General features: G+C 64.3%; 21 protein-coding genes and 3 pseudogenes. 12 read left to right on the plus strand and 12 right to left on the minus strand.

Going from position 1 to position 25,829, the window contains the following annotated elements; all coding sequences use genetic code 11:
* The 3 genes from dgt to VFZ66_28840 all read right to left on the minus strand — a co-directional run.
* Window positions 1–630, minus strand: a 630-nt coding sequence (gene dgt, locus VFZ66_28830) for a dNTP triphosphohydrolase (GenBank protein ID HEX6293222.1), incomplete at its 3' end; no start/stop codon positions are given.
* 39 nt (window positions 631–669) lie between these two features.
* Window positions 670–1,092, minus strand: a complete 423-nt coding sequence (locus tag VFZ66_28835) for a hypothetical protein (GenBank protein ID HEX6293223.1) — start codon at window positions 1,090–1,092, stop codon at window positions 670–672.
* Between the two features lie 100 nt (window positions 1,093–1,192).
* Window positions 1,193–2,614: a MurT ligase domain-containing protein gene (locus VFZ66_28840; GenBank protein ID HEX6293224.1), complete on the minus strand. Its 1,422-nt coding sequence runs from the start codon at window positions 2,612–2,614 to the stop codon at window positions 1,193–1,195.
* A 189-nt stretch (window positions 2,615–2,803) separates the two neighbouring features.
* Between VFZ66_28840 and VFZ66_28845 the strand changes: the two genes are divergently transcribed.
* From VFZ66_28845 to VFZ66_28855, 3 genes are all read left to right on the plus strand, one after another.
* Window positions 2,804–2,995 (plus strand): hypothetical protein, encoded by a 192-nt coding sequence (locus tag VFZ66_28845; GenBank protein ID HEX6293225.1) that lies wholly within the window; start codon window positions 2,804–2,806, stop codon window positions 2,993–2,995.
* A gap of 328 nt (window positions 2,996–3,323) precedes the next feature.
* Window positions 3,324–6,344, plus strand: coding sequence for a PxKF domain-containing protein (locus tag VFZ66_28850; protein ID HEX6293226.1), 3,021 nt, complete (start codon window positions 3,324–3,326; stop codon window positions 6,342–6,344).
* 137 nt (window positions 6,345–6,481) lie between these two features.
* On the plus strand, window positions 6,482–7,966 hold the full coding sequence (locus VFZ66_28855; protein HEX6293227.1) for a M36 family metallopeptidase: 1,485 nt from the start codon (window positions 6,482–6,484) through the stop codon (window positions 7,964–7,966).
* 75 nt (window positions 7,967–8,041) lie between these two features.
* On the opposite strand, the gene VFZ66_28860 is transcribed toward VFZ66_28855, so the two are convergent.
* Window positions 8,042–8,329: a DUF2442 domain-containing protein gene (locus VFZ66_28860; protein ID HEX6293228.1), complete on the minus strand. Its 288-nt coding sequence runs from the start codon at window positions 8,327–8,329 to the stop codon at window positions 8,042–8,044.
* Window positions 8,330–8,734: 405 nt separating this feature from the next.
* Between VFZ66_28860 and dusB the strand changes: the two genes are divergently transcribed.
* The 9 genes and pseudogenes from dusB to murJ all read left to right on the plus strand — a co-directional run bounded on the left by dusB (window position 8,735) and on the right by murJ (window position 17,235).
* Complete coding sequence (gene dusB / locus VFZ66_28865) at window positions 8,735–9,805, plus strand: tRNA dihydrouridine synthase DusB (protein ID HEX6293229.1); 1,071 nt, start codon at window positions 8,735–8,737, stop codon at window positions 9,803–9,805.
* Between the two features lie 102 nt (window positions 9,806–9,907).
* Complete coding sequence (locus VFZ66_28870; GenBank protein HEX6293230.1) at window positions 9,908–12,100, plus strand: glycosyltransferase family 87 protein; 2,193 nt, start codon at window positions 9,908–9,910, stop codon at window positions 12,098–12,100.
* A 119-nt stretch (window positions 12,101–12,219) separates the two neighbouring features.
* Window positions 12,220–12,564 (plus strand): annotated as a pseudogene (locus VFZ66_28875) (dCTP deaminase).
* A gap of 9 nt (window positions 12,565–12,573) precedes the next feature.
* Window positions 12,574–13,173, plus strand: a pseudogene (locus VFZ66_28880) (hypothetical protein).
* 6 nt (window positions 13,174–13,179) lie between these two features.
* A pseudogene (gene dcd, locus VFZ66_28885) lies at window positions 13,180–13,398 on the plus strand (dCTP deaminase).
* Window positions 13,399–13,414: 16 nt separating this feature from the next.
* On the plus strand, window positions 13,415–14,419 hold the full coding sequence (locus tag VFZ66_28890) for a bifunctional ADP-heptose synthase (protein ID HEX6293231.1): 1,005 nt from the start codon (window positions 13,415–13,417) through the stop codon (window positions 14,417–14,419).
* 3 nt (window positions 14,420–14,422) lie between these two features.
* Entirely contained in the window at window positions 14,423–14,947 is a 525-nt protein-coding gene (locus VFZ66_28895; protein HEX6293232.1) for an adenylyltransferase/cytidyltransferase family protein, read from the plus strand.
* Window positions 14,937–15,653 (plus strand): PIG-L family deacetylase, encoded by a 717-nt coding sequence (locus VFZ66_28900; GenBank protein ID HEX6293233.1) that lies wholly within the window; start codon window positions 14,937–14,939, stop codon window positions 15,651–15,653. Before VFZ66_28895 ends, VFZ66_28900 begins: the two co-directional genes overlap by 11 nt.
* Window positions 15,646–17,235 carry a murein biosynthesis integral membrane protein MurJ gene (gene murJ, locus VFZ66_28905; GenBank protein HEX6293234.1) on the plus strand — a complete coding sequence of 530 codons (1,590 nt, stop codon included), beginning with the start codon at window positions 15,646–15,648 and terminating at the stop codon, window positions 17,233–17,235. Before VFZ66_28900 ends, murJ begins: the two co-directional genes overlap by 8 nt.
* 396 nt (window positions 17,236–17,631) lie before the next feature.
* Here the strand turns inward: murJ and VFZ66_28910 are convergent, their stop codons facing one another.
* The 8 genes from VFZ66_28910 to VFZ66_28945 all read right to left on the minus strand — a co-directional run bounded on the left by VFZ66_28910 (window position 17,632) and on the right by VFZ66_28945 (window position 25,814).
* Window positions 17,632–18,171 carry a hypothetical protein gene (locus VFZ66_28910; protein ID HEX6293235.1) on the minus strand — a complete coding sequence of 180 codons (540 nt, stop codon included), beginning with the start codon at window positions 18,169–18,171 and terminating at the stop codon, window positions 17,632–17,634.
* A gap of 2 nt (window positions 18,172–18,173) precedes the next feature.
* Window positions 18,174–18,755 carry a response regulator gene (locus tag VFZ66_28915; GenBank protein ID HEX6293236.1) on the minus strand — a complete coding sequence of 194 codons (582 nt, stop codon included), beginning with the start codon at window positions 18,753–18,755 and terminating at the stop codon, window positions 18,174–18,176.
* Between the two features lie 154 nt (window positions 18,756–18,909).
* Complete coding sequence (locus VFZ66_28920) at window positions 18,910–19,761, minus strand: energy-coupling factor transporter transmembrane component T (GenBank protein HEX6293237.1); 852 nt, start codon at window positions 19,759–19,761, stop codon at window positions 18,910–18,912.
* A gap of 191 nt (window positions 19,762–19,952) precedes the next feature.
* Window positions 19,953–20,867, minus strand: a complete 915-nt coding sequence (locus tag VFZ66_28925) for an ECF transporter S component (protein HEX6293238.1) — start codon at window positions 20,865–20,867, stop codon at window positions 19,953–19,955.
* Between the two features lie 27 nt (window positions 20,868–20,894).
* Window positions 20,895–22,577: an ABC transporter ATP-binding protein gene (locus VFZ66_28930; GenBank protein HEX6293239.1), complete on the minus strand. Its 1,683-nt coding sequence runs from the start codon at window positions 22,575–22,577 to the stop codon at window positions 20,895–20,897.
* A 116-nt stretch (window positions 22,578–22,693) separates the two neighbouring features.
* On the minus strand, window positions 22,694–23,440 hold the full coding sequence (locus VFZ66_28935; protein HEX6293240.1) for a response regulator transcription factor: 747 nt from the start codon (window positions 23,438–23,440) through the stop codon (window positions 22,694–22,696).
* A 75-nt stretch (window positions 23,441–23,515) separates the two neighbouring features.
* Window positions 23,516–24,067: a hypothetical protein gene (locus VFZ66_28940; GenBank protein HEX6293241.1), complete on the minus strand. Its 552-nt coding sequence runs from the start codon at window positions 24,065–24,067 to the stop codon at window positions 23,516–23,518.
* A gap of 145 nt (window positions 24,068–24,212) precedes the next feature.
* The gene (locus VFZ66_28945; GenBank protein ID HEX6293242.1) at window positions 24,213–25,814 is read right to left on the minus strand and encodes an ATP-binding protein; all 1,602 of its coding nucleotides are present in this window, start codon (window positions 25,812–25,814) and stop codon (window positions 24,213–24,215) included.
* Between the last annotated feature and the right edge of the window lie 15 nt (window positions 25,815–25,829).

The following is a 25,829-nucleotide window of genomic DNA, read 5'->3' on the forward strand; positions in this document are numbered from 1 at the left end:
CAGCGCGTCGTCGATGTCGTGGTTGATGTAGGCGATGCTATCGGCCAGCTTGATGATCTGCCCCTCAAGCGTGCTGGCAACGCCCCAGGCGGTCGCGGCGATGTCGCGGCGGGCCTTGGAGTGCTTGGCGATGCCGTCGCGCACCTCGATTGTCAGGTTCAGGCCCGCGCCGTCGCGCTCCAGCACCTCGATGATCCGGCGGCTCTGCTCGTTGTGCCGAAACGCGCGGCCAAGCGCGCGGGATAGGCCGGTTTCGCCCGCGTGTCCAAAGGGCGCGTGACCGATGTCGTGGCCCAGGCCGATCGCCTCGACCAGATCTTCGTTGAGCGACAGGCCGCGAGCGATGGTGCGCGCGATCTGCGTCACCTCCAGCGTATGCGTCAGCCGCGTCCGGTAGTGATCGCCTTCGGGCGCGATAAAGACCTGCGTCTTATGTTTGAGACGCCGAAATGCTTTACTATGTAAAATCCGATCGCGGTCGCGCTGAAAGTTGGTGCGGATCGGCGATTCGTCGTCGGGATAGTCGCGCCGGGCGTTGGCGCTCAACGCGGCGAGAGGCGAAAGACGAGCACGCTCGCCGGCTTCCAGGCGGCTACGCACCCGCAGGTGCGCCGAGCTGCGGTCGTCCATTAAAGCCTCTCCCTCCGATGTGTGAGCGTATCAAGCGAGCTAGCGATCCGTGGCTGAATGCATTGTACCACGGCTACCGGCGCGCTGAAGGATGACGACCACACAGGCGATTAGCTGGACCGCTGGCGTCAGCCGAAAGTAGAGCGCGTGTCCGCTCGCCGCCGCCGACGCCGCGCCCAGCAGCAGTTGCTCGATACGCGCGCCCACGAAGATCGAAAAGAAATAGATGCAGAAGCAGACAAACGCCGCCAGCCAGCCCTCATCGCGCCGCGCCAGCAGCCAGCCCCAGAAGGCGAAAAACGGGATCGCAAAGACGACCCAGACCAGGGGCGTGGTAGCGCCTGCCGCGCCCGAACCGCCAGCCCGGTACAGGTTGAAGAATGCCCAGGCGACGCCGAGCGCCGTCCCAGCGCCGATCACCAGGGCCGTGCGCAGATCGAATGAGCGTTTGGTAGGTGTCATCGGCAGGCGAGTATACCATTACCGAGTTCAAAGTTCAAAGATCAGAGTTTCAAGTTTCAAGTTTCAAGTTTGCCTTGTTCCCTTGTTCCCTTGTTCTCCGTCAGTCTTCCCAAAACGGCTTGACCAGGCCACGCTGCACCAGCTCCTCGCGCAGCTCAAGCATCGCCGTGTAGGTTGGGAGGAGGTAGAGCGGCTGCTCGGCAGGGCTAGCCGCCAGCACGCGATCGAGGGCACGGCCTAGATTCGGCTCCTGCTCGATGCATGCGTGTGGAACGCCCGCGTACTTGAGACGAACGGCCATATCCGCCGCGCGCGTGCCGCTGACCACCACATGCGCCACGCGGCCCGCCAGCTGCTCGAAGTCGGCGTCCCACAGCCATGAAACATCGGTGCCGTCGGCGATCTTATCGTTGATCACGATCAGCAGGTAGAGATCGGCAGGCGCGGACTCGGTTTCTGAGGCTGAATCGCGCGTCACCAGCATGCGCACCGTCTCGCTGGCCCCCACCGGATTTTTGATCAGCGCCATCAGCACATCGCGGCCCGCGATCGGAATGCGCTCGATCCGCCCGAACGCGGCGGTAAAGCCCTCAAGCGCGTTCCGAATCCCGGCGGGCGGAACATCCAGCGCCAGCGCAGCGGCGGCGGCAGCCAGCGCGTTGAGCGCGTTGTACAGACCGGGCACGGGCAACTGCACGTCGAAGCCGCCCTCGTCGTCGGCGATCACCAGATGCGCGCCGGTAATGCCCTTCAGCGTCAGCCGCTCAAGGCGCACGTTGGGCGTGGGCCGTTGCAGGCCGCAGTTGGGACAGCGGTAATGGCCGATGTGGCCGTAGAAGGCCGGATTGTAGACATAGGCCGTGCCGCAGCGCCGACAAAACTGCGAGTCGGCCATGTGCTGCACGCCACCGATGCCGTAGCGCAGATCTTGCAGGCCGAAGTAGCGTACCTTGCAGCGCAGACTCTCGCCGAGATACGCAATCGCCGGATCGTCGGCGTTGAGCACGACGGTTGATGTCGGCGGCAGCGTTTCGAGCGCGGCCTGCCATTTCCTGGCGATCGTATCGACCTCGCCATAGCGGTCAAGCTGATCGCGGAAAAGGTTGAGCATCAGCACCACGCGCGGCTGTGTCTCGCGGATCGCCGCCGGAAGATGCGCCTCGTCAGTCTCGAACAGCCCGATGTCGGCGCGGGGACGCCCCCACAGATCCGCCCCGGCCACCGCAGTTGCCGTCAGGCCGGTGATCAGGTTTGCGCCTGCCCGATTATGCAGCAGCCGCAGCCCGTCGGTCTTTAAGATCGCGGCCAGCATCCGCGCCGTGGTTGTTTTGCCGTTGGTGCCCGTCACTAGCACCACGCCGCGCGGCAGCGCCGAGGCGAGATCGTGGAGCACGGCAGGCGCGACACGACGCGCGACCACGCCCGGCAGCTGGGTGCCGCCGCCAGTGCCAAGCCGTCGGCTGAGCTGCATCGCCGCTTTCCCGGCGATCGTCGCGGCCACGCGGCGTAGAGGAAAAGTCATAGCTACACTCTCACTTCATTCACGGGCGAGATTATAGCAGGTTCGTCGTTTCGCGTTCAGGCCCGTACCCCAAGCGCCGCCCAAAAGGCACGCCACGCCCGGCGATACGCTCACGCGCGCACAGCACGAGATGATCGCCTCGTACGTCGCGGCGCTCAATAAGTACCATTATTGACTGACCAGCCACACATGGCTCTCGCAGTTGCAAGGCGATCGCTGCGCGATGCTGGATGGAATGACGCCCAGATTGCCGAGGCGGTCTACGATGGAGCCTTGTTCAATCTCTTCGTGCGCCTCGCCGACGCCTTCGATATTCATTCGCCGTCGTTTATGGACAAAGATGGCGTGCCGCCAGCCGCAGCCAGCGCCGACGCCGTATAGCCCCACAGCCTGCCGGAGCAGCGGATAGCTCAGGCCCGCCTCGGATGGCGGGCATTGGATTCATGCCCACAGGACATCGCTGGCATAGAGCCAACAAAGTCCGGTTTATGAGTACAGGATACGTATTTTTGCCGAATAATACTCCCCAAAAGCTCGATTTTTCGTTATAATATAGTCCTCGTCGGCACTTCATCCTAATTCCTTGATTGCACTCTGACACATGTGGACCTGCGCGGCGCCTCCGCCGACAGGAGCATGAACTACCCCTACACACTCACGATCATACTATCGCTGTGGAAGGCGATCCCCGCTGGGGAAAGGAAGGATTATGACTCGTCGGCACGGATGGTATCCGTTGAGCCTCGTCGTCGTATGCGCGATGCTCGTGACCCTGATCACCGCTGGCACCCAGTCGGCGGCTGCGGCAACACCAACAGAACTCTTCTTTTCTGAGTATATCGAGGGCTCGAGCAACAACAAAGCGCTCGAAATCTATAACGGAACCGGATCAGCGGTCGATCTCGCAGCCGGCGGCTACTCCGTTCAAATGTTTTTCAACGGCAGCGCCGCGCCTGGACTGACGATTAACCTCAGCGGCACAGTCGTCAGCGGCGATGTATTCGTTCTCGCCCAGGCCACCGCCAGCGCAGCGATTCTTGCCCAGGCCGATCAGACCAATGGCTCCGGCTGGTTCAATGGCGACGATGCGATTACGCTGCGCAAAGGCACCACGATCGTTGACTCGATCGGGCAGATCGGCTTCGATCCCGGCGCGGAGTGGGGAACCGGCCTCACCAGCACCGCCGACAACACGCTGCGCCGGAAAGCCAGCGTGACGGCTGGCGATACCAACGCCGCCGACCTGTTCGATCCTGGTGTTGAGTGGGACGGCTTCGCCCTCGATACGTTCGACGGCCTGGGAAGCTATACGATCGGCCCGTCGCCGAGCCCATCGCCCTCACCAAGCCCGTCGCCCAGCCCGTCGCCAGTGCCGACGACGCGCATTCGCGACATCCAGGGCACCAGCCACATCTCGCCCAGGATCGGCCAGACCGTCTCGAACGTGCCGGGCATTGTCACCGTCAGGCGCTCCAACGGCTTCTACATGCAAGACGCCCAGGCCGACACAGACGATGCGACCTCTGAGGCGATCTTTGTCTTCACCAGCGCCGCGCCGACCGCCAACGTCGGCGATGCGGTAACGGTCAGCGGTCGCGTCAGCGAGTTCCGGCCCGGCGGCAGCGGCGGCACTACCAACCTGACCACCACGCAGATCAGCTCGTCTAACACAAGCGTGATCGTGACCTCCAGCGGCAACGTGCTGCCCGCCGCGACGATCATCGGCAACGGCGGACGCATTCCGCCCGCGACGGTGATCGAGGATGACGCGACCGGCGATGTCGAAACCAGCGGAACCTTCGATCCCGCCAGCGATGGCATCGACTTCTACGAGAGCCTCGAATCGATGCTCGTGCAGGTCAACAACGCGGTCGTCGTCGGGCCGAGCAACAGCTTCGGCGAGATCCCGGTGCTGGGCGATGACGGCGCGAATGCTGCGCTGCGCACGCCGCGCGGCGGCATCATCATCCGCCCGACCGACTTCAACCCTGAGCGGATCATCCTCGACGACTCGATCGTGGCGACGCCGCAGGCCAACGTCGGCGATCACTTCAGCACGCCGGTCACGGGCGTGATCGACTACAGCTTCGGCAACTTCAAGCTTCAGGTGACGGGCGCGCTGACCACCGTCTCAGGCGGTCTGGCCCCGGAGACAACCGCGCCTGCCGCTTCCGGCCAGCTTGCGGTCGCTAGCTTCAACGTCGAAAACCTCGATCCGAGCGACGGCCCGGCCAAGTTCGACACGCTGGCAAGCCTGATCGTCAACAATCTTCAGTCGCCCGATATTATCGCCGTCGAAGAAGTGCAGGATAACAACGGCGCGACCAACGATGCGGTCGTGGATGCCAGCGAGACGTACAACCTGCTGATCGCGGCGATCGAGCGCGCGGGTGGCCCGACCTACCAGTTCCGCGACATCAATCCGGTCGACGATCAGGATGGCGGCGAGCCCGGCGGCAACATCCGCGTCGGCTTCCTGTTCCGCACCGATCGCGGCGTGAGCTTCGTCGATCGTCCGGGCGGCGGCTCGACCACGGCCACGACGATTGTGCAGGGCACGAGCGGGCCGGAGCTTTCGGCCAGTCCTGGCCGGATCGATCCGACCAACACCGCGTTCAACACCAGCCGCAAGCCGCTGGCGGGCGAGTTCCGCTACGACGGGCAAAGCGTGTTCGTGATCGCCAATCACTTCAACTCGAAAGGCGGCGATCAACCGCTCTTCGGTCGCTTCCAGCCGCCGACGCGCAACTCTGAGGTGCAGCGCAAGCAGCAGGCGCAGATCGTCAACGATTTTGTCGATCAGATCCTGGCTGCCGATCCGAACGCCAGGATCGTCGTCGCCGGCGACATCAATGACTTCGAGTTCTCCGAGGTGGTCAATATCCTCAAGGGTGGCGCGCTCCACGATCTGATCGAGGCGCTGCCGCAGAACGAGCGGTACAGCTATGTCTTCGAGGGCAACTCTCAGACGCTCGATCATATCCTGGTCAGCAGCAATCTGTTCAACACGTCCTTCGTTCACGACGTAGTTCACGTCAACTCCGAGTTTGCTAACCAGGCCAGCGATCACGATCCGCAGGTGACGCGCTTCGCGCTGAACACAGCGCCGACGATCACCGGCCTGGCCGATCAGACGACGATCAAGGGCGCGGACGCTGCCTTCAATCTCGGATCGTTCGCTGACCCGGGCGCGGGGCCGTGGAGCGTCGATGTGGACTGGGGCGACGGCTCTGCGCACACGACGTTCAGCGCAGCCGCGCCGGGAGCGCTCGGCACGCTCAACCACAGCTATGCCAGCGTCGGCAGCTACACCGTCACCGTTCGCGTGACCGATCCCTTCGGCAGCGTTGGCAGCGGGAGCTTCCAGGTTGCCGTGATCTATGCGTTCAGCGGCTTCTTCCAGCCGATCGACAACCTGCCGACGCTCAACCTGCTCAAGGCGGGCAGCGGCGTGCCGGTCAAGTTCAGCCTGAGCGGCGACCAGGGCTTGAGCATCCTCGCGGCGGGCTATCCCAAGTCGCAGCAGATCCCATGCGACGCGACGGCTCCGGTCGATGGCGTGGAGGAGACGAGCACGGCAGGCGGCAGCGGCCTGAGCTACGACGCCAGCACGGACCAGTACACCTACATCTGGAAGACCAGTAAATCGTGGGCCGGAACCTGCCGCCAGTTGATCGTCAGACTGGACGACGGCACCGAGCATCGCGCGAACTTCCAGTTCAGCCAATAAGCCCCTTCACGAACGATCAAAGATCGGTTAAACTAGAGGCGCGTGCAGCACCGTGCAAATCCGCTGCACGCGCCCACCTTTTCCCGTACCGTGCTTGATGATCGCCGCAGCACCCTGTACAGCAAGGAGATGCCCCCATGTCCCACTCGCTTAGACGCGCCGCTGCGCTCTGTCTGGTCCTCGCCGTTCTCTTCTCGCTCACCTCGATCAGCTTCGCCGCGCCCGGCGGCAACGACAAGGCGCGCGCGGCAGCCCGCGCGTATCTTCAGGCCAACAGCAGCCGCTATCAGCTCAAGGCCAGTCTCGCCGATCTGCGCGACGGTAGAACGGTCGCCTCGCTGGGCGGCACGCACGTGCATTTCCAGCAGACCGTGAACGGCGTGCCCGTCGAAGGCGCGGCGCTCAACGTCGGCCTCGATCGCGGTAACGGCGTGCAGCTCGTGGTCAGCGGCTACAAGGCCAATCTGCCGCAGATCGACACCACGCCGCGCATCTCCGCCGACACGGCTCTAGCCACGGCGCGGGCGGCAACGGGCGCGACAGGCGCGCTGTCGTCCGCTCCGCAGACCAGCCTCGTGGTCTATGCCGAAGGGCCGGTCGGGCTGGCCTGGAAAATCACGCTCAGCGCCGAGCAGCCGGTCGGGGCGTGGGATGTGTTTGTCGATGCGATCGGCGGGCAAACGCTGGCGGTACGCAGCCTGCTGCGGCAGGTCGAGGGCACGGGCCGCGTCTTCGATCCCAATCCCGTGGCGACGCTCCAGAATCCCACGCTGACCGATCAGGACGATGCCGACTACGCCGATCTGGCAAGCGCGTATCGCACGGTGGCGCTGCGCGACCTGGACGGCTCCGGCTACCTGCGCGGCCCGTTCGTGGATGCCAGCAGCAAAGAGCCAGCCAGGGAGTCGTCGTTCGTGTTCAACTATGGCCGCGACGATGCTCGCTTCGAGCAGGTGATGGCCTACTACCACATCGATCGCACGCAGCGCTACATTCAGTCGTTGGGCTTTACCAACGTGAACAACCGCCAGCAGCCCGTCAAGGTCAGCACGTTCAGCTACGACAACTCGTACTACAATCCGCCGAACGGCACGATCTCGCTCGGACGCGGCGGCGTCGACGACGCCGAGGATGCCGATGTGATCGTCCATGAGTACGGCCACTCGGTGCAGGATAATCAGGTGCCCGGCTTCGGCAGCACCCTGGAGGGCGGCGCGATGGGCGAGGGCTTCAGCGATTACCTGGCCTTCACGATGAGCGCCGAGGGCCAGAGCGGCCCGTATCTGGCGTGCGTCGCCGAGTGGGACGCGACCTCGTACTCGCGATTGTCGCCGCCGTGCCTGCGCCGCATCGACAAGAACAAGCACTATCCCGAAGATGTGGTCGGGCGGGTCCACGCCGACGGCGAGATCTGGTCGCGGGCGCTCTTCGATCTGTGGAACACGCTCGGCAGAACCACCGCCGACCGGCTGGTGCTTCAGAGCCACTTCTACCTGACGCCGACCGCCTCATTCGAGGATGGCGCGAACGCGATCCTGGCCGCCGACCGCGCGCTGAACCACGGCGCGAACCAGGCCAAGATCCGCAAGATCTTTGCCGATCGGGGCATCCCCACCAACTAGGCACACCACGGCCCTCACCTCGCGCAATACGCCGGGGTGAGGGCCTGGTTTGATCCCCCTGTCGCAGCAACGTGCTTACGTAGCGCTCCAATCGACGCCCGCGAGAAGCTGCGCCACAGATACATCCTCGTCTAGCTCCGGCCAATGCAGCGATCGGCCTCCCGCGCCAATTTCGTACCGCTCACGCTCGGCAGGTGTTGCCCGGTGCAACAGAGGAAACCAGATGATCGGCACGCCAATAATGCGTCCGTCGGTCAGCGTGACATGCATCAGTGCATCATCGAATGTCACAGCTTTGGCAAGCGCGGTTGTAGGCACATATGCCCGTTGTAAGCGCTCCTTATTGTTGGCCGAAGTAGTCATGCCACGCCTCCAATAACTCAGCCTGATGCTCCATAATAATGCGTGCGATTTCGTTAAGCTCACGTGCTGCAAAACCATAGTTGGCAGCCAGGATAATTGGATTGAGCCAGAATTTGGCTTGATCCTCGCCTGCCTTGACATGAATGTGCGGCGGTTCCTGTCTTCATTGCTAAAGAAGTAGAAGCGGAATCGCCCTACTCGTAACACCGTTGGCATAATTACCCGCTGTTAGCTTACAGATCATAACTATCACTTAAGGTCACAGCATATCACAAAAGCACCTGTGAGCGCCTGTTAAGTTAGTGGTACAAAGCCAGTTTTTCCTCTATCCCGCCTGCATGGTATAATTCAGCCTGAGCATTGCATTGTAGCGTGGAGCAGACTCCGCGCTATTATTATTCGTATATGATGAGTGAACAGTTCAAACATCTTCCAGACAGCTACCAGATCGGCCATATCACGGTGCGGCCCAACATTGTGCTCGCGCCGATGGCTGGCGTGACTGATTCGGTCTTTCGGCGGCTGCTGCTGTCGCTGGGCGGGCTTGGGCTGGTGACGACGGAGATGACCAACGCGGCCAGTGTCACGCCCAAGGCGATGCAGCGGCATCGGCTGCTCGACTACCTGCCTGAGGAGCGACCGATCGCGATGCAGCTTTCCGGCAACGAGCCGGAGCTAGTCGCCAACGCGGCCCGGCAGGTGGAGGCGCTCGGCGCGGATATTATCGATATCAACTGCGGCTGCCCGTCGCCCAAAGTGACCGGCGGCGGTCATGGCTCGGCGCTGCTCAAGGATCTGCCCAAGCTTAGCCGCATGCTGCGCGCCGTCCGCGAGGCCGTCTCGATTCCGATCACGCTCAAGTTTCGCGCCGGGTGGGACGACGATTCGCTCAACTACGTCGATACCGCCAGGATCGCTGAGGATGCGGGCGTGAGCGCGCTGGCGCTGCATCCGCGCACAAAAGTGCAGGGCTATGCCGGAGAGGCCGACTGGGAGCGTATCGCGCAGGCCAAGCAGGCCGTGAGCATTCCGGTCATCGGCTCCGGCGACGTGAAGAGCGCTCAGGATGCGTTGCAACGACTGGCCGCAACCGGCGTCGACGGCATCATGATCGGGCGCGGCGCGATGGCAAATCCGTGGATCTTCCGACAGATCAGCCAGTTGCGCGCGGGAGAGCCGATCTTCGAGCCGCAGCCAGCCGATAAGCAATGGCTGCTGCTGCGCTACCTCGACATGCTGCTCGAAACGATGCCCGAACACCAGGCCATGGGCAAGCTCAAGCAGTTGATCGGCCAGTTCTACGTCGGGATGCCGGGCGCGGCCAATTTGCGCCGGGATGTCCAGCACGCCAAAACCACCGCCGAGCAGCGCGAGATTATCGAGCGCTATTTCGAGCCATACATCACGGGGCGGCGCGCGGCAACCGTCGAGGCCGCGCAGCCAGAAGTCATGGAAGACGCGCTGGTCGAGTCCTGACGCCGAGCCAGCCCGCAGCGCCGCCGCCGTCGCAGGTGGCGGCTTCGTTTTGTCTATCCGCTCGTGATCGACCGATCGCGCCGATGGGTCGATCTTGGCACTATGCGCGACCGACTGACCAAGCGTTCTTGGAGCGCGATCCTCAGCCTGTGCCTGGCCGCACTCGTCACGCTGGCCGTGCTGCTCGCGGCCTACGGCTTCACGCCCCCGATCGTCCGGGCGGTGAGCGAGCACGATACATTTGTTTTCCGCGATGTTCATGGCCTTGAGCGCGCAGGCGACTTCACCTACCGCTGGAGCACCGGCGCGAGCACGATCGCCCTGCCGCAGGCCGGGCGTCCACCCAGCGCCCTGCTTGAACTCCGCCTGTGGGTGCCCGACGAGCAGCCGCCGGTGCCGCTGACACTGACCGCCAACAGCCAGCCGCTTGTCACCACGCCGATCCATGGTCGGCGCACGCTGGCGCTGCTGGTGCCGGGAGCCGCGATCAGCAGCGGCGATCCGCGCTTCGGGTTGCTCAGCCCGACCTGGAGCCCGCCCAACGATCCGCGTCCGCTCGGCGTGGGCGTTGCGCGGGTGGTCTGGCATGAGCTTGGCTGGACGCTCCCGCCCATGAGACAGATGCTCGCGCTGCCGGGCCTGGTGCTGGCGCTGGGCCTGCTGCTGCTGCGGCTTGGCCGATCCCCGCTGGTGACGAGTCTCAGCGCCGGGATGCTCGGCGTTGGCCTGGCGCTCGGCGCAGCGCTGCGACCGCTGGCGGTCGCGCCGTACACGCACCGGCTGCTGCTGATGACGATCCTGGGGCATGTAGCGCTGCTGCTCTGGACCGGGCTGACGCGGCCTGAGGGACGCTGGTGGGCCTTGCCGCAGCGCGTCGAGCCGGGACGACTGGTGGTGCTGCTCGGCGTCGGCTACTGGATGTTTTTGCTCTACCAGCGCGCGCTGTGCGCCGAGACGGTCAGCGGCGTCTGCCCACGGCCCGGCACACAGAACATTGGCATCGTCGTGATGGCGCTGCTGCTGGCGCTGGCGATCGTGCCGCGTGTGGCGACGAGCACACGCTGGAAGATCGCGCTGGTGGTGCTGGCGCTGGGCGGCGTGGCGGAGGCGGCCTATGCCGCGCGCTTCGCCTTCCGCCGTTCGGGACCGGACTTTTTCATCCTGTGGCGAGCCGCGTACGACTTCCACCTTGGCCGACCGCTCTACAAGCTCGACGATGTGCTGACCAACCACTTCGGCCATGTCTTCAAGGTGCCGCCCTTCTACGGCATGCTCTTCCTGCCCTTCGCCACGTCCGACGACGTGTTTATTCTGCTGCTGCACCGGCTGCTGAACGTCGCGCTCTACCTGACGACGGGCGGGCTGCTGGCATGGCTGCTGCGTCCGCGTCTCGGCTGGCTGCTCGCGCTGACGACCGTCGGCGTGATCCTGGGGCTGATGCAGCCGCCCTTCGATACGATCGCCTACGGCCAGATCGACATCATGCTGCTGCTGCTGCTGACGCTGGCGCTGCTTGGGCTGCGCGCCGATCGGCCCTGGCTGACCGGCCTGGCAATCGCGCTCGGCACGCTCTTCAAGCTCTACCCGTTCCTGCTGGTCGGCTTCCTTTTTGTGCGACGCGAGTGGAAAGCGATCGGCTGGGTTGCCGCGTGGCTGGCGCTGCTCAACGGCATCGCGATCGGCGTGATGGGCTGGGAAAACCACGTGATCTATGTCGCGCGGGTGCTGCCCAACATCGGCGGCGGCACGAGCTGGGTAGAAAACCAGACGATCAACGGCTTTTTGAACCGGCTGAGCTACGATCCGCTGCGCACCGAGCCGATCCACAGCCTGAGCATCAGCCTGCTGACCTACGGCGGCTTCGCGCTGATCGCGGGCGTATCGCTGCTGCTGAGCATCACGCCATTCGAGCGACGGTCGATCAGCTTCGCGCTGCAACTCAGCAGCTTCGCCGTGGTGATGGTGCTGGCGGTTCCGGCGGCCTGGATGCACTACGCCACGATCACGATCCTGGCGTTCGTGATGCTGGTCTGGCACAGCGCCGATCGACCGCTGCCGCTGGGACGGGCGGTGCTGCTGGCGCTCGCCTTTGGCCTGATCGCCTACGGCAACCAGTGGAGCTTCTTCGACGGCAAGCAAAATCCCGGCCTGCCCGCGCTGGCGCTCTCCTACAAGTTCTATGGCCTGGCGCTGCTGTGGAGCCTGATGGCCTACACGCTCTGGCGGGCCTGGGCGCTGCGTCGATCCAGCACCACGCGCTCGGCTCCGTCGGGACAGCTTATCTCGGCATCGTAAGCGTGATGTAAGCTGCGGCAGTTGTTGCATGCGCCAAGTTCGAGTATCATCGCAGCGCGATCGAGCCGGGCCGCCGATCGCTGGCATAGGCTGAAACACCCTGACACAAGGAGCTGGATATGGCGATTAAGTCCGACCGCTGGATCAGACAGATGGCGCTTGAGCACGGCATGATCGAGCCGTTTGAGGAAAGCCAGGTTCGGCAGGGTGTTGTCTCGTATGGGCTATCGTCGTACGGCTACGATATTCGTGTCGCCGGCGAGTTCAAAATATTCACCAGCGCGACCGGCGAGCTAACGGTTGTCGATCCCAAGAACTTCGATCCGAAAGCGTTCAAGGATTTTCAGGGCGATGAGTGCATCATTCCGCCCAACTCGTTTGCATTAGCGAAAACCGTTGAGTATTTTCGTATTCCACGCGATGTATTGACGGTCTGCGTCGGCAAAAGTACGTATGCGCGCTGCTTCCGTGGCGATACGCGCGTTGCGCTGGTAGATGGCACCGCGCCGACGCTTGAGGAGATGGCGCGACGCGCCGACGATGGCGAGATGTTCTGGGGCTACAGCATCGGGCCGCATGGACGCATGATCGTGACGCTGCTCGAAGCGCCGCGCTACATTGGTCGGGACGCCCTGGTCGAGGTTGTGCTCGACAACGAGCAAGCGATCCACTGCACGCCCGATCATCTCTTTATGATGCGCGATGGCCGGATGGTCGCGGCGCACGATCTGCGCCCCGGCGACTCGCTCATGCCGCTGTACCGACAACTGGCGCGCGGCTATGAGGTGGTCTATCAGCCGCTCAATGGTCATCTCTACCCAACGCATCGGATGATCGAGGAGTGGAAGCTACGTCATGGCATGTATCAGAAGATTCACGGAGCCGCGCGGCTGCTCAACTGCGACCGCTCGGTGTTTCGTCGCTTCCCTGAGGTCGTGCATGCTTTCAAGGACACGCGACCAGCACGCAACCACAAAGTTGCGGCGATTCGCGATCTGCCGGGCGACCACGATGTCTACTGCCTGACCGTGCCCGAAGCAGGCAACTTCGCGCTGGAGGCGGGCGTATTCGTCCACAATTGCGGCATTATCGTCAACGTAACGCCGTTCGAGCCGGAGTGGGAGGGCTTCGTCACGCTTGAGATCAGCAATACCACGCCGCTCCCGGCGAAAATCTACGCCAACGAGGGCATCGCGCAGGTGTTGTTCTTCCAGAGCGACGAGCCGTGCATGACCAGCTACCGCGACAAGGCCGGAAAATATCAAAACCAGCAAGGGCTGACGCTGCCCAAACTGTGATACCAGGGACACCGTAATGCCCAATCGACGCTCGACCGCCCAGGTGTTGGCCGCGCTGGCCCGTCAGCGCATTCTGGTCATCGGCGATGTCTTTCTCGACGAGTATGTCTTCGGCCACGCGACGCGCCTGTCGCGCGAGGCGCCGATCCCCGTGCTTGAGTTCGACCGCCGGACGTACATTCCGGGCGGCGCGGCCAATCCGGCCAACAACATTGCCGCGCTGGGCGCGACCGCCATCCAGGCGGCGGTGGTCGGCGAGGACGGCGAGGGCCAGCAGTTGATCGCGCTGCTGCGTGAGGTCGGCGTCGAGCCCGGCTGCATCCTGATCGACGCCGACCGCCCGACGACCGTCAAGACACGCATCATCTCGCAAAGCTCGCTGCGCTTCTCACAGCAGCTCGCGCGGATAGACCGCATCGACCGGCAGCCGATCAACGGCGCGATCGTCGCGGCGCTGGTCGAGCGCATCGGCGCGTGTGTGCCGCAGATCGACGCCGTGCTCTGCTCCGACTACCTGAGCGGGCTGCTGACGCCGCCGCTGGTGCGCGAGATCGCCCGGCTGTGCCAGCAGCACAACGTTTTGCTGACCGTGGACGCGCAGGGCGAGCTGGCGAAGTACAGCGGCGCTGGCCTGCTGCGCTGCAACAACGACGAGGCCGCCGCCTACCTGGGCCGGTCGATCACCGGCGAGGACGAGTACCGCCGCGCGCTGGACGATCTGCTTGAGATGCTTGAGCCGGAGCTGATGATCGTCACCCGTGGCCGCGATGGGCTGTCGATCCGGGGCCGCGCGCAGCCCTACCTGCACATCCCCGCGCACCGCGTCGAGGCCGCCGATACGACCGGCGCTGGCGATACGTTCATCGCCGTGATCACGCTGGCGCTGGCCGCCGAGATCGAGCCGGTCGCGGCGGCGCAGATGGCAAACTACGCGGCGGGATTGGTCGTGCGGCGGCTCGGCAACGCAGTGGTAACGCCCGACGAATTAGCGCAGGGCATACCGCCTGCGGCGATGGGATAAGCGATGCGAACTGTGATACCTCTGGAAGAGCTTGCTCGGCTCCGGCAGCAGTGGCGCGACCGTGGGCTGCGGGTTGTCTTCACCAACGGCATCTTCGACCTGCTGCACATCGGCCATCTGCAATACCTGGAGGCCGCGCGTGCCCTGGGCGATCTGCTGGTCGTCGGCCTCAACAGCGACAGCTCGACGCGCCAGCTCAAAGGGCCGCAGCGTCCGCTGATTCCTCAGGAGGAGCGCGCCGCGCTGCTGCTTGGCCTGCGTCCCGTCGATTATGTCACGATCTTCGAGGATCGCACCGCCGAGCATCTGGTCGCGACGCTTCAGCCCGATGTGTACGTCAAAGGCGGCGACTACACGCTGAGCGCTGCGGATTCCGCCGCCAGCACGGCCAATGCCACGCCGCCGAAAACGCTGCCGGAGGCGCGCATCGTGCAGGGCTACGGCGGGCACGTCGAGCTGATCAGCTACCTGCCCGGACACTCGACGACCGAGCTGATCGAGCGGATTGTGGAGCGCTATGCACGCTAAGCGGCTACTTGCGGTCTGGGCGCATCCCGACGACGAAGCCTTCGGGCCGGTCGGGACGATGCGCCTGGCTCACGACCGGGGCTGGCGGACGGCGGTGATCACCGCCACGCGCGGCGACGCCGGAAACGACGACGCGGCGGATCTCGCGCCGGGGCAGACCTTGGGCGATCTGCGCGAGCATGAGTTGCGCTGCTCCGCTGAGGTGCTGGGCATCGAGCGGATCGATGTCTGGCGGCATCCCGACGGCGGCTTGCAGAACTTGCCGCCGGGCCTGCTCGCCGAGCAGGTGCTTGAAGTCATGCGCGACTGGCAGCCGACGATCGTGCTGACCTTTGGGCCGGACGGTATCACGGGCCATCCCGACCATCTGGCGATTCACGACGCGACGGAGCAGGCGTTTGCGCGATACCGCGCCGAGTGCCAGACCGAGCGACCGCCACGGCTGTACTACGTCACGATCAGGCCGAAGCGAACGATCGAGCATCCGATGGGCGCTGCGCCGCCGCACGCTCCCCCGACCGCCGTGCTCGACGTGAGCGCGTACGAGCAGATCAAGCGCGACGCGCTGAGCTGCCATGCGTCGCAGCGCGCCGACTGGGAGCCGCTGCTCGCCGACCGCGACTGGCTGACGATCGATCGGCTGTTCCGCGCGTTTCCGCCCGCCGCGCCGAACGCGCCGCCGGAGACGACGATCTTCGATGAGTAAGGCATCCGCGCCAACCGAGCCGACCACGCCCGCCGCGCAGATCGGGAGAGGCATTGCGATCGCCGCCGCGCTGATCGCGATCGGCAACATCGCGAGCCGCCTCCTGGGCCAGGCCCGCGAGACGATCATCGCCCGACTCTTTGGCGTGAGCGTCGAGAGCAGCGCCTACGCCATCGCCTCCGCCGTGCCCACCACGCTCTACGACCTGATCGTCGGCGGGCTGGTCAGCGCCGCGCTGGTGCCGGTCTTCTCCGAGCTAGCCGAGCGCGACGAGGCCGAGCTTGGCCGCGTGGCCGGCACGATCTTCACGCTGGCGACCCTGATCATGGCGACCGCCGCCGGACTGACCTGGCTGGCAGCGCCCTGGCTGGGCACGCTGCTCACGCTCAGCACCAACTCGCCCATGCTGCGCAGCGAGACGATCGACCTGATCCCGTGGATGCTGCCCGCGACGATCTTCATGGCCCTGGCCGGGCTGATCACCGGCCTGCTGCAAGCCCGGCGGCGCTTTCTGCTTCCGGCGTTCAGCACCGCCACCTTCAACGTCGGCATCATCGTCGGCGGCCTGCTCTTCAGCGCGGGCTACGGCGTGCGCAGCCTGGCGATCGGTATGGGCATCGGCGCGCTGGGCCAGGTATTGCTGCAAGCGCCCGGATTGCGAGGCGTGCCGCTGCGCCTGGCCCTCGATCTCCGGCATCCCGATGTACGGCGCATCGGCAGGCTCTACGTGCCCGTGCTGATCGGCCTGAGCTTCAGCCTGATCGGCATCGTGATCGACCGATCGCTGGCGTCGGGCGTGAGCGAGGGCGCGGCGGCGCAGATGCGCTTCGCGACCACGCTGATCCAGCTTGCGCTGGGCATTGTCGCTACGGCGATCTCGCTGGCAGCGCTGCCGACGCTCTCACGCCAGGGCGCTGACCCGTCTGATCTGACCGAGTACCGGCGCACGCTGGCGCTCTCGATCAAGTCGCTGCTGCTGCTGCTGCTGCCGGTGACGGCTCTGATGGCCGCGCTGGCCTATCCGATCACCGCGCTGCTCTTCGAGGGCGGCGAGACGACGGCTGCTGGCGCTGTCGCGATCGGCACGGCCCTGCTCTTCTATCTGCCCAGCCTGATCGCCGCCGGTATCGACCAGCCGTTGATCTTCGCCTTCTACGCACGGCGGAACACGCTGCTGCCCAATCTGGTCAACGGCGGCGCGATCGGAGCCTATCTGCTGGTCGCGTTTCTCACGGTGCGCGCGTGGGGCGTCTACGGGCTGATCCTGGGCAACGTCGTGCAGTGGTGGGTTCATGCGCTGCTGATGCTCTGGTTCGCGCATCACCGGCTGGATGCGCTGCGCGGCCAGCGGCTCGGCGAGGCCGTGTGGAAGGGCGTGCTCGCCAGCGGCGCTGCGGGAGCAATCTGCGGGGCGCTGTACACGCTCGTGGATGGCCCGGCGCAGGGCAAAATCATGATCCTGGCGCTGATCGTCGGGCTGGGCAGCCTGGGGCTGGGCCTGTATCTGGGCATGGCCTATCTGCTGCGGCTGGAAGCGCTCTATGCCTTCGGCGCGGCGATCGGTCGTCGCATGCGGCGGTAGCCCGATCGGTACGACACGAAATAGTCTAAAATAGGTATTGACGAATCGTTTAAATTTTGGTACGGTTTACCTATATCTATTTCCAGCCCTCCATCCTCAGCTAGTGGAGAAGATTATGTTGACTTTACTCGCATTCCTCGCTGCAATTGTCCTCGCCCACGCCGCACGTCCTCAGGCCGTCCCAGCGCCTATTCGGGTTCGCGCTCGCGACCGCCGCTAGGAATTTCCACCCCGCATTTCCAGACAACAAACGACGGCGCGTGCAAGCATCAAGGCACTGCACGCGCTGTTCGAGTCTTAAGCTTCGGAAACCTGCGCCGAGATGAAATACGTTCGTCCGGCCCAGGAAGAAGGATTCGATGGGGAACTATCCCAACCTTCCCGCCTGATGGCGTGCTAGCGCGCGACGATCAGGCTCAGCAGCCGATCGCGCATTTTGCGCAGGTCCTCGTCGAGGCCACGCGGATTAATCTCCAGATCGGCTCGAATCCGCCCAAGCTCAAGACGCTCCGTGCTGATCTGTGGCTTGAGATTCTCCGAGGCCAGCCTGAACGCATCGTCCAGCGATGCCTGCGCCGCGACCAACTCCCGATCGGCGCGGGCCATATCGTTGATCGCCAGCGCCTCCATCGCCAGCGTCACCTGCCGCTCCGCCTTCAGCACAAACGTGATGCCCAAATGCTGCACGGACTGTTGTTGCAGTTGGCGCAGCAAGCGCTGCTCCTCGTCGTCCGGCAGCACCGACGGCTCGATCTCCGGCTCCGGCGTTTCGATGACCACCACCACCGGCTGATCGGATACGGTCGTCGGCGTCGGTGTCTCTGGCGCGCGCAGCAGGGCTACCCCACGGTCGAGCGCCAGCGTCAGCACCGAGGCCAGCAGCGCCGACGCCGCCACCATCACCCAGACCGGCGTGCGCCGCAATCTCGGCATCACGGCTAGTGCTCGATCTGAGCCGCCAACAATAGCGCCTGGGCAATCTCCTTCATCGGCTTGCGCGTGTTCATCGAAAGCTGCTGGATCTTGCGGAAGGCTTCCGCCTCGCTCAAGCCCTGCTGCTCCATCAGCAAGCCCTTGGCGCGCTCGACCACTTTGCGCGTCTCGATCGACTCTTTGAGATCGCCGATCTGCTTATCCATGGCCTTTAGCTCGGCAAATCGCGCCATCGCGACCTCGATCGCGGGGAGCAGATCGGCCTCGCGGAATGGCTTGACCAGATACGCGACCACCCCGGACTCCTTGGCCCGATCGACCAGCGCGCGGTCGCTGTAGGCCGTCAGCAGCAGCACCGGCGCGATGCGCTCCTGCGTCAGCACTTCGGCGGCCTGGATGCCGTCCAGCTTGGGCATTTTGATGTCCATGATCACCAGATCGGGCCGAAGCTCACGGGCCAGATTGATCGCGCTGACCCCATCGCCCGCCTCGCCGACGACCAGGTAGCCCAGACCGACCAACGTTTCCTTCAGGTTCATGCGAATCAGGGATTCATCGTCGGCGATGACCAGTCGAGTCTGCGACATAATTGTATCCTCCAAATATGACGGAGCATGATGGCAAGTGTTGGCAGGGAGTATACGTCGCAGAATCACCCCTGTCAAAGGATTTTGTAACCGATTACATAAATTCGTGTAGTCTGCACAAGTCGCCGCGCTGCGCTTTGTACCGATGGCACAATCATCGGCGGAACACCTCCGGCAGCCAGAAGTTCCCGTAGCCCAGCAGGTTGAGCGTCGTGATGCTCACAAAGATCAGCGCGGCAGCGGCAATCACCGCATAATCCCACCAGCGATAGCGCAGCGGCTCGGTCCAGGTGCGCGGCCCCGTGCCGAAGGCGCGCAGATCCATCGCATCGACAATCTCGTCGGCACCCACGATCGCATTGATCGTCACCGGCACCACCAGCGGAGCCATGTTGCGGATCTGCCGCAGCAGGCCGCCCTTGCGCTCCAGCTCATAGCCGCGCGCCTTCTGCGCGTCCAGCGTCGTGCTAAAATCGCGCGCCAGCGTCGGCACGAACCGAAAGGCAAGGTCCGTGGCAAAGGCGAATTTGTCGGGCACGCCCAGCCGCCGCACCGCGACGCCGAAATGCCCCGGATTGGTGGTGTAGATCACCAGGATCGAGAGCGTCGCCAGCGTAAAGATCCGCAGCAGTTGCGCCACGGCAAAGACGCTGCGCTCGATGCTGAGCGACGGATAGAAGGTGTAGCCGAGCAGCGTCAGCCCTTGCGGCCAGATCGGACGCTCGACGGCATAGACGCCCGCGCCCTGCCAGCCGGTCAGCGCCGTAAACAGCGTCAGGATCAGCACCACGATGCTCATCACGATCCAGAAGCGCCGCGTTTCGCGCCACGTCAGGCGGGAAAGCCACAGCAGCGCCAGCGTGCCGACAAAGAAGATCAGGATGATCCGCAGATCCCAGATCTGGATCAGCGCGAACGTCAGGCCGATAAAGCCAAGGATGCGCGTGCGCGGATCGAGCCGCTCGATCGCGCTGCCGCGCTTGCGGTAGCCCCAGGTGACAATCATAGGCAATCAAGTTTCGCGTTCAGGCCCTCACCCCGGCGCGTGCGCGCCACCCCCTGCCCCGCGCTCAGACGGGCTTCCGCCTGAGCGGCGACAGGCGAGGGGGAAGGTGGTGCTTGGTTCTCTCTTCTCCCCTTTGTTCGCTGTTCTTTGTTCTTGGTTTGTTCGCCTCTTCCTTTGTTCTTTCGGGTAGCTCAGACCCGCCCGGTCCGTGCCCGCGCCGAGGTGTACGCGCCGTAGAGAATCGGCAGCAGGATCGCGATGTTGATCAGGTTGGGACCAGCCGCCGGGACGAACTCGCCCAGGATCGCCACCTGAGGCGTGTAGCCGTTCCACCAGATGTCGGCAATCGCCGCAAAGCCGATCCCGACGATCACGCCCAGCGCCGACCACAGCAGCGCAATCGCGACGTCGGGCCGATCGCGCAGCACGTAGCGCAGGCCGATCACCAGCGCCACGCCCAGCAGCGGCACCCACCACATCGCCCCGACCGCGCCGTCTGCAAACTGGTTTTCGACGGTTGGATCGAGCAGCAGCCACGCGGTTAGAACCAGGCCCACCACGCCGATCGCGATTGTCAGGCCGTTGAAGCTGCGGCGGCTGCGCGGAAACGCGACCGCCAGGCCGGCGACCATGCCCATCAGCCCGTTGCCGATGTCCCAGATAGGGAATACGCCCCAGCCGGTCAGCGCGTCGCCCAGGATGTTGCCCACAAATCCGGTGAAGAAGCCGACCACCGGACCGAAGAGCACGCCAAAGAGCACCGGGATCACTACCGCCGGACGCAGCGCTACCTGGCTGACCGAAGGCATCTGCACCGAGTTGCTCCAGTAGGAAAAGAAGCCGTACAGCGCCGCGCCGATCGCCATCATCACTACCTCGCGTGTGCCGACCTGCCAGATCGGACGATCGGCGAAGGCGACGTACAGGCCATAGACGATTCCGGCTCCGATCAGCACGAACCAGATCCAGTTGAAGCCAGCCAGCGGGTCCGCGCCTTGAGCGGTGGCTAGCATATTTCCGATATACACCAATACCACACTGACGACGACCAGCACTGCTACCAGTAGCAGTGGGCGGGTGTACCGGTTCGGCGAAGCTGTTCTCATCGCACCCTCCGTGATTCAAGCAGGAGCTTATTGTTGATCAGGCCCAATACCGACGTTCGACGTTCCTTCGTTCGTTGCAGCGTGATCCTCCTTGAGATAGCGCGCCAATCCTTCAGCCCGTAAGAATCGGCCCGTGTGTGGCAATAACGTCAGATTCAGCCGCAGCAGCGATGTCGGCTCGACCCGGCAGCGGCGCAGCAATGGCTCGTCGGCCAGCACCCGCTCAGGCGGCCCGTCGGCGGCGATCCTACCCTCGGCCACCAGCACGATCCGGTTGGCATAGCTCAGCGCCAGATCCAGATCGTGCGTGATGAAGACCAGCGCGTCGAAGCTTTGCAGCCGGGCGATGGCGTCCATGAACGCCGTGTAGGAGCGATAATCCTGTCCGGCGGTCGGCTCGTCCATCACCAGCACCCGCGACTCCATCGCCGCCACCGCCGCGATGCCGACGCGCTTCTGCTGGCCGTAGCTCAGCGCCAGCGGCGGTCGATCGTCCAGGCCCGTCAGCCCGACCATCTCGATCGCGCGCGCGACGTTCGCGTCGATCCGCGCCTGATCGAAGCCGAGATTGCGCGGCCCGAACGCCAACTCCTCGCGCACCGTCGGCGCGAAGAGCATATGCCCTGGATGCTGAAAGACGTATCCGACGCTGTGGGCGATCTGCGCGGTCGTCAGCTCGACGGTCGGCGCTCCCAGCACGCGCACCCGGCCCGCGCGCGGCTTGAGCAGGCCGATCATCTGCTTGACCAGCGTGCTCTTGCCCGCGCCGTTGGGACCGAGGATCGCCACGACATCGCCCTTGCGGATCGTCAGGCTCACCTCGTGCAGCACCGGCACGTCGGGATCGTAGAAGAAGTCGACGTGCTCGAACTCGATCAGCGGCTCGGCGTCCGGTCGCGCGCTCGGCGGTGGCGGCGGCAGATCGATCGCCTGAGCGTTGCGCCTGGCCCAGTCCACGACCAGCGGCGCGGGCAGCTTGACCTCGCGCGGATCGGCGACGGCCTCGAACTGTGCCAGACCGCCCCAGTAGACCTGCCGACCGTCGCGCATAAAGAGCACGCGCTCAGGGCGCAGAGCCAGCACATCCTCGATCCGGTGCTCGACCAGCGCCAGGGTATGCCCGTCGTCGGCCAGCGCGCGCAGCAGCCGCAGCGTCTCGGTGGCAGACAGCGGATCGAGGCTGGCGAGCGGCTCGTCCAGCAGCAGCAGCCGCGATTGCATCGCCAGCACGCCCGCCAGCGCCACTTTTTGCTTCTCGCCGCCCGACAGCTTGAACGTCTCGCGCTCAAGCAGATGCGCGATGCCCAGCCGGTGCAGCACCTCCTCGACCACCCTGACGATCCGGTCGCGGGGCCAGCCCAGGTTCTCCGGGCCGAACGCCACCTCATTCTTGACGTACGCGCCGACGATCTGCTTTTCGGGATTTTGCAGCACCGTGCCGACGATCTGCGCGATCTGCGCCAGCGACAGCCGCCCCGGATCTTGCCCTTCGATACGCAGGCTACCCTGAAGTTCGCCCTTGTACGAGCGCGGGATCAGCCCGTTGATGCAGCGCAGCAGCGTGGACTTGCCGCAGCCGCTCGACCCGGCGACCAGCACGATCTCGCCGCGATCGGCATGAAACGATAGATCATGAATCGCGAGCTGCTCGGCCTGTCCATAGCGAAACGACAGGCCATCGGCCACCAGTACATTGCCAGGCACTATCATCGTGAAGTTCGGTAGCGGGTAGTGTGCCGCAGGCGGCACAACGTCGGATAGGTTCAAAACAGCCGCCCATCGTCCGAGGATGAGCGGCTGCATTGCCAGTTCGGCATAACGGAATGCTACGCCTGCTTGTTGCGGAAATCGACGAAGCGATAGCCGACGCCGCGCTCCGTCAATATGTAGCGCGGATTGGCCGGATCTTCTTCGATCTTCTGCCGCAGGTAGGTGATATACAGCCGCAGATAATGGCTCTCGTCGCGGTACTCAGGCCCCCAGACCTTCGCCAGCAGCACGTCGTGGGGCATGACCCAGCCCGCGTTCTGCACCAGATGGTACAGCAGACGATACTCGGTCGGGCGCAGGCTCACCGGCTCGCCATGGACCAGCACCTCGTGCTTGGCGAAATCGATCGTCAGCCGATCGTCGATCTTAAGCTGTGTCTGCGGCACCGGCGGCGGCGTGGCATGTCGCCGCAGCACCGCGCGAATCCGGCTCAGCAGCTCGCGGTGCGAGAACGGCTTGCCGATATAATCGTCCGCTCCCAGCTCCAGCCCTTGAATCCGATCGTCCTCCTGATCTTTGGCCGTCAGCACGATCACCGGGACCGTCGAGAACTGCCGCAGGCGGCGCAGCACCTCAAAGCCATCCATGCCCGGCATCATGATGTCCAGCAGCACGATGTCGGGCAAGTTATCGCGGATGCGATCCAGCGCCTCCCGGCCATTGCTCGCCGCGATCACCCGACAGCCTTCAAGCTCAAGGTTCATCCGCACAAAGTTTACGATGCGCGGCTCGTCGTCCACCACCAGCACGAGCCGATCTTTAAGCTCGATCCTGGGCTGCTCGCTTGTGCTCTGTATCGTCATAGATCTCTATGGCATGTTCACTGATGGCGCTTGGTTTCGAGTTTCAAGCTTCAAGTTCTTTGAGCTTTCGTCCCCCTACGACGCAGCCTCACCATTGTTGCTCGATCGCGTGCGGGTTGTCCGCCGTGTCCTGGGCGCGGGCCGCGCGCTCTCTGCACCAGCCGCATCTGGCTGAGATCCCGTCGTCTCGGCGCTGCTCTCCGGCGGGCGGGCGCTCTCCGCGCTTCCCCGGCTCGTCTCGGCGCTCGGTGCCGGGCGCGGGCCATCACCGGCTGGCGTCGCGCGGCGAGGACGAGCCGTGCCGCCGGTGTTCGACGTTGCACGCCGCGTCCGCACCACGGTGACGGGCACGATCGGGGTTTCCGGCGCCGACACCGATGGCGCCGACACGGGAGGTGTCGAAACGGGAGCCGCTGATACGCCTGGCGCTGCTGGCTCGCTTTCGACCCGCACCTCGTAGCCGCGCGCCTGAAGCCGCTGCGCAAATCCATCTTCGACCTGCACCTCGTCCAGCGTGTCGGCGTCGTACGAGCCATACTCCTCGCGCAGCAGCTCTATAATCGGCTCGGCATAACTATAAATATCGTTGACACTCATCATGTCGCGTAGCATTCGTCTTCCAGGCATATCATAAGCTCCATGAACAGGGCCGGGGGGATTGGTACGCCCACGATACGACCCTACGTGTTTTGCTCTATTATCGTGCTTTATGTTCTTTTGAGCAACTTAAACACAAGCAGTTCGCCGACTCTGCGGACCACGCCGAAGGTCGCTATTCCTCGGTAGGCGGCAGATCCGATTCTACCGGCAGGCTGCGCCGTTCGAGCGGCAGCGTGAAAACAAAGCGGGAGCCGCGCCCCGGCTGGCTCTCCACACGCAATGTTCCGCCGTGCGCTTCGATGATCGCATGTGCCAGGTAGAGGCCAAGACCGGCTCCCTGCGTTTGTCGGCCTAGGGTATTGTCAACGCGATAAAAGCGCTCGAAGATACGCGGTTGGTCTTCGGGCGCGATACCGACGCCCTGGTCGGCCACATACACGATCGCCTCGCCACCTTCGGTCCAGCCGCCAACCCGGATGATCCCACCCTCCGGGCTATATTTGACGGCATTCGACAGCAGATTTGCCAGCACCATCCGCAGGCGCTCCTCGTCGGCGTGGACCGGCGGAAACGAGCCGGGAAAGCGCAGTTGAAACTCGAAGTGCTCCGGTGCGCCCGCCGCGATGCCCTGCACCGTCCGCTCGGCCAGGGCCGGAAGATCGACGGGGCCGAACTGCAAGCGCAGGCCGCTGGCCTGCAGCCGCGATACATCGAGCAAGTTCCCGATCAGCGCATCCAGCCGGTCGGCCTCCTCCTCGATCACCTGCATTCCGTCCAGCAGCGTATCGTGATCCCAGTTCGCATCGGTGCGGCGCAGCGTGCTGGCGTAGCCTTTGATGATCGCCACCGGCGTCTTAAGCTCGTGCGAGATCACCGAGATAAACGTCGCCTGCTGCTGCTCTTCCAGCTTGCGCGCCGTAATATCGCGGACGTTGGCAATCGCGCCCAGGAACTCCTCGTCAGGGCCATATGTGGGCGAGTACCGGCTTGAAATATAGCGCTCGCGTCCATCGCGCGTCGTGATTCTACCCTCAACCGTCGGATTGGGCTGGCGTGGGAAGCATTGGAGCGGGCAGGCCGTCAAGCAAATATTGATGCCCTGATCGCTGTGGATGCCGAGCACCTCGGCGCAGGGCCGTCCGATCGCCTCTTCGCGCGGCCAGCCTGTGAGATGCTCCATCGCGCGATTGAACGACGTGATCCGCCAGCGACGATCGAGGATCATCACGCCATCCGCCGCCTGTTCGATGATCGCGTTCAGCCGCTCCTGCTCCTGCACGGCAGCCTCGTACAGCCGCGCATTCTGCACCGCAACAGCGGCCTGATTGGCAAACGCCTCGATCAGCGCCTGATCGTCGAGCGTAAACGCAACATTGACCGCCGCCCGAAAGACGACGATCACGCCGATCGGAGCGCCGCGCAGCAGCAGCGGCAGCGAGACGACCTGGCGCAGCGGCAGGTGCAGCCGATCGGCGATCCGCAGCACCGCCCGCACACGCTCCTGGTTGGGCGCGCCGGACCTTGCCAGCACCCGCAGCAGCGGCTTGAAGTCGGGATACTGCTCCGGCGCGATGTTGTAGGCGACGGCAATCTGTAGCTCGCCGTCAGGCTCTTCGTGGAGCGCGATAAAGCCGTAGTTACCAGCGACGATCTCGACCGCATAGCGCACGACCAGGCTCAGGACCGCTTGCAGATCGAGCTGCGCGGTAATCGCCTGGCTGATCCGTAGCAGGTAATCGCGCTGGCGCAGTTGATAGTCGGATAAATCTAACACTACTCTAATGCTCCA

Source organism: Herpetosiphonaceae bacterium, assembly GCA_036374795.1.
In the GTDB taxonomy this organism is placed as follows: Bacteria; Chloroflexota; Chloroflexia; order Chloroflexales; family Kallotenuaceae; genus LB3-1.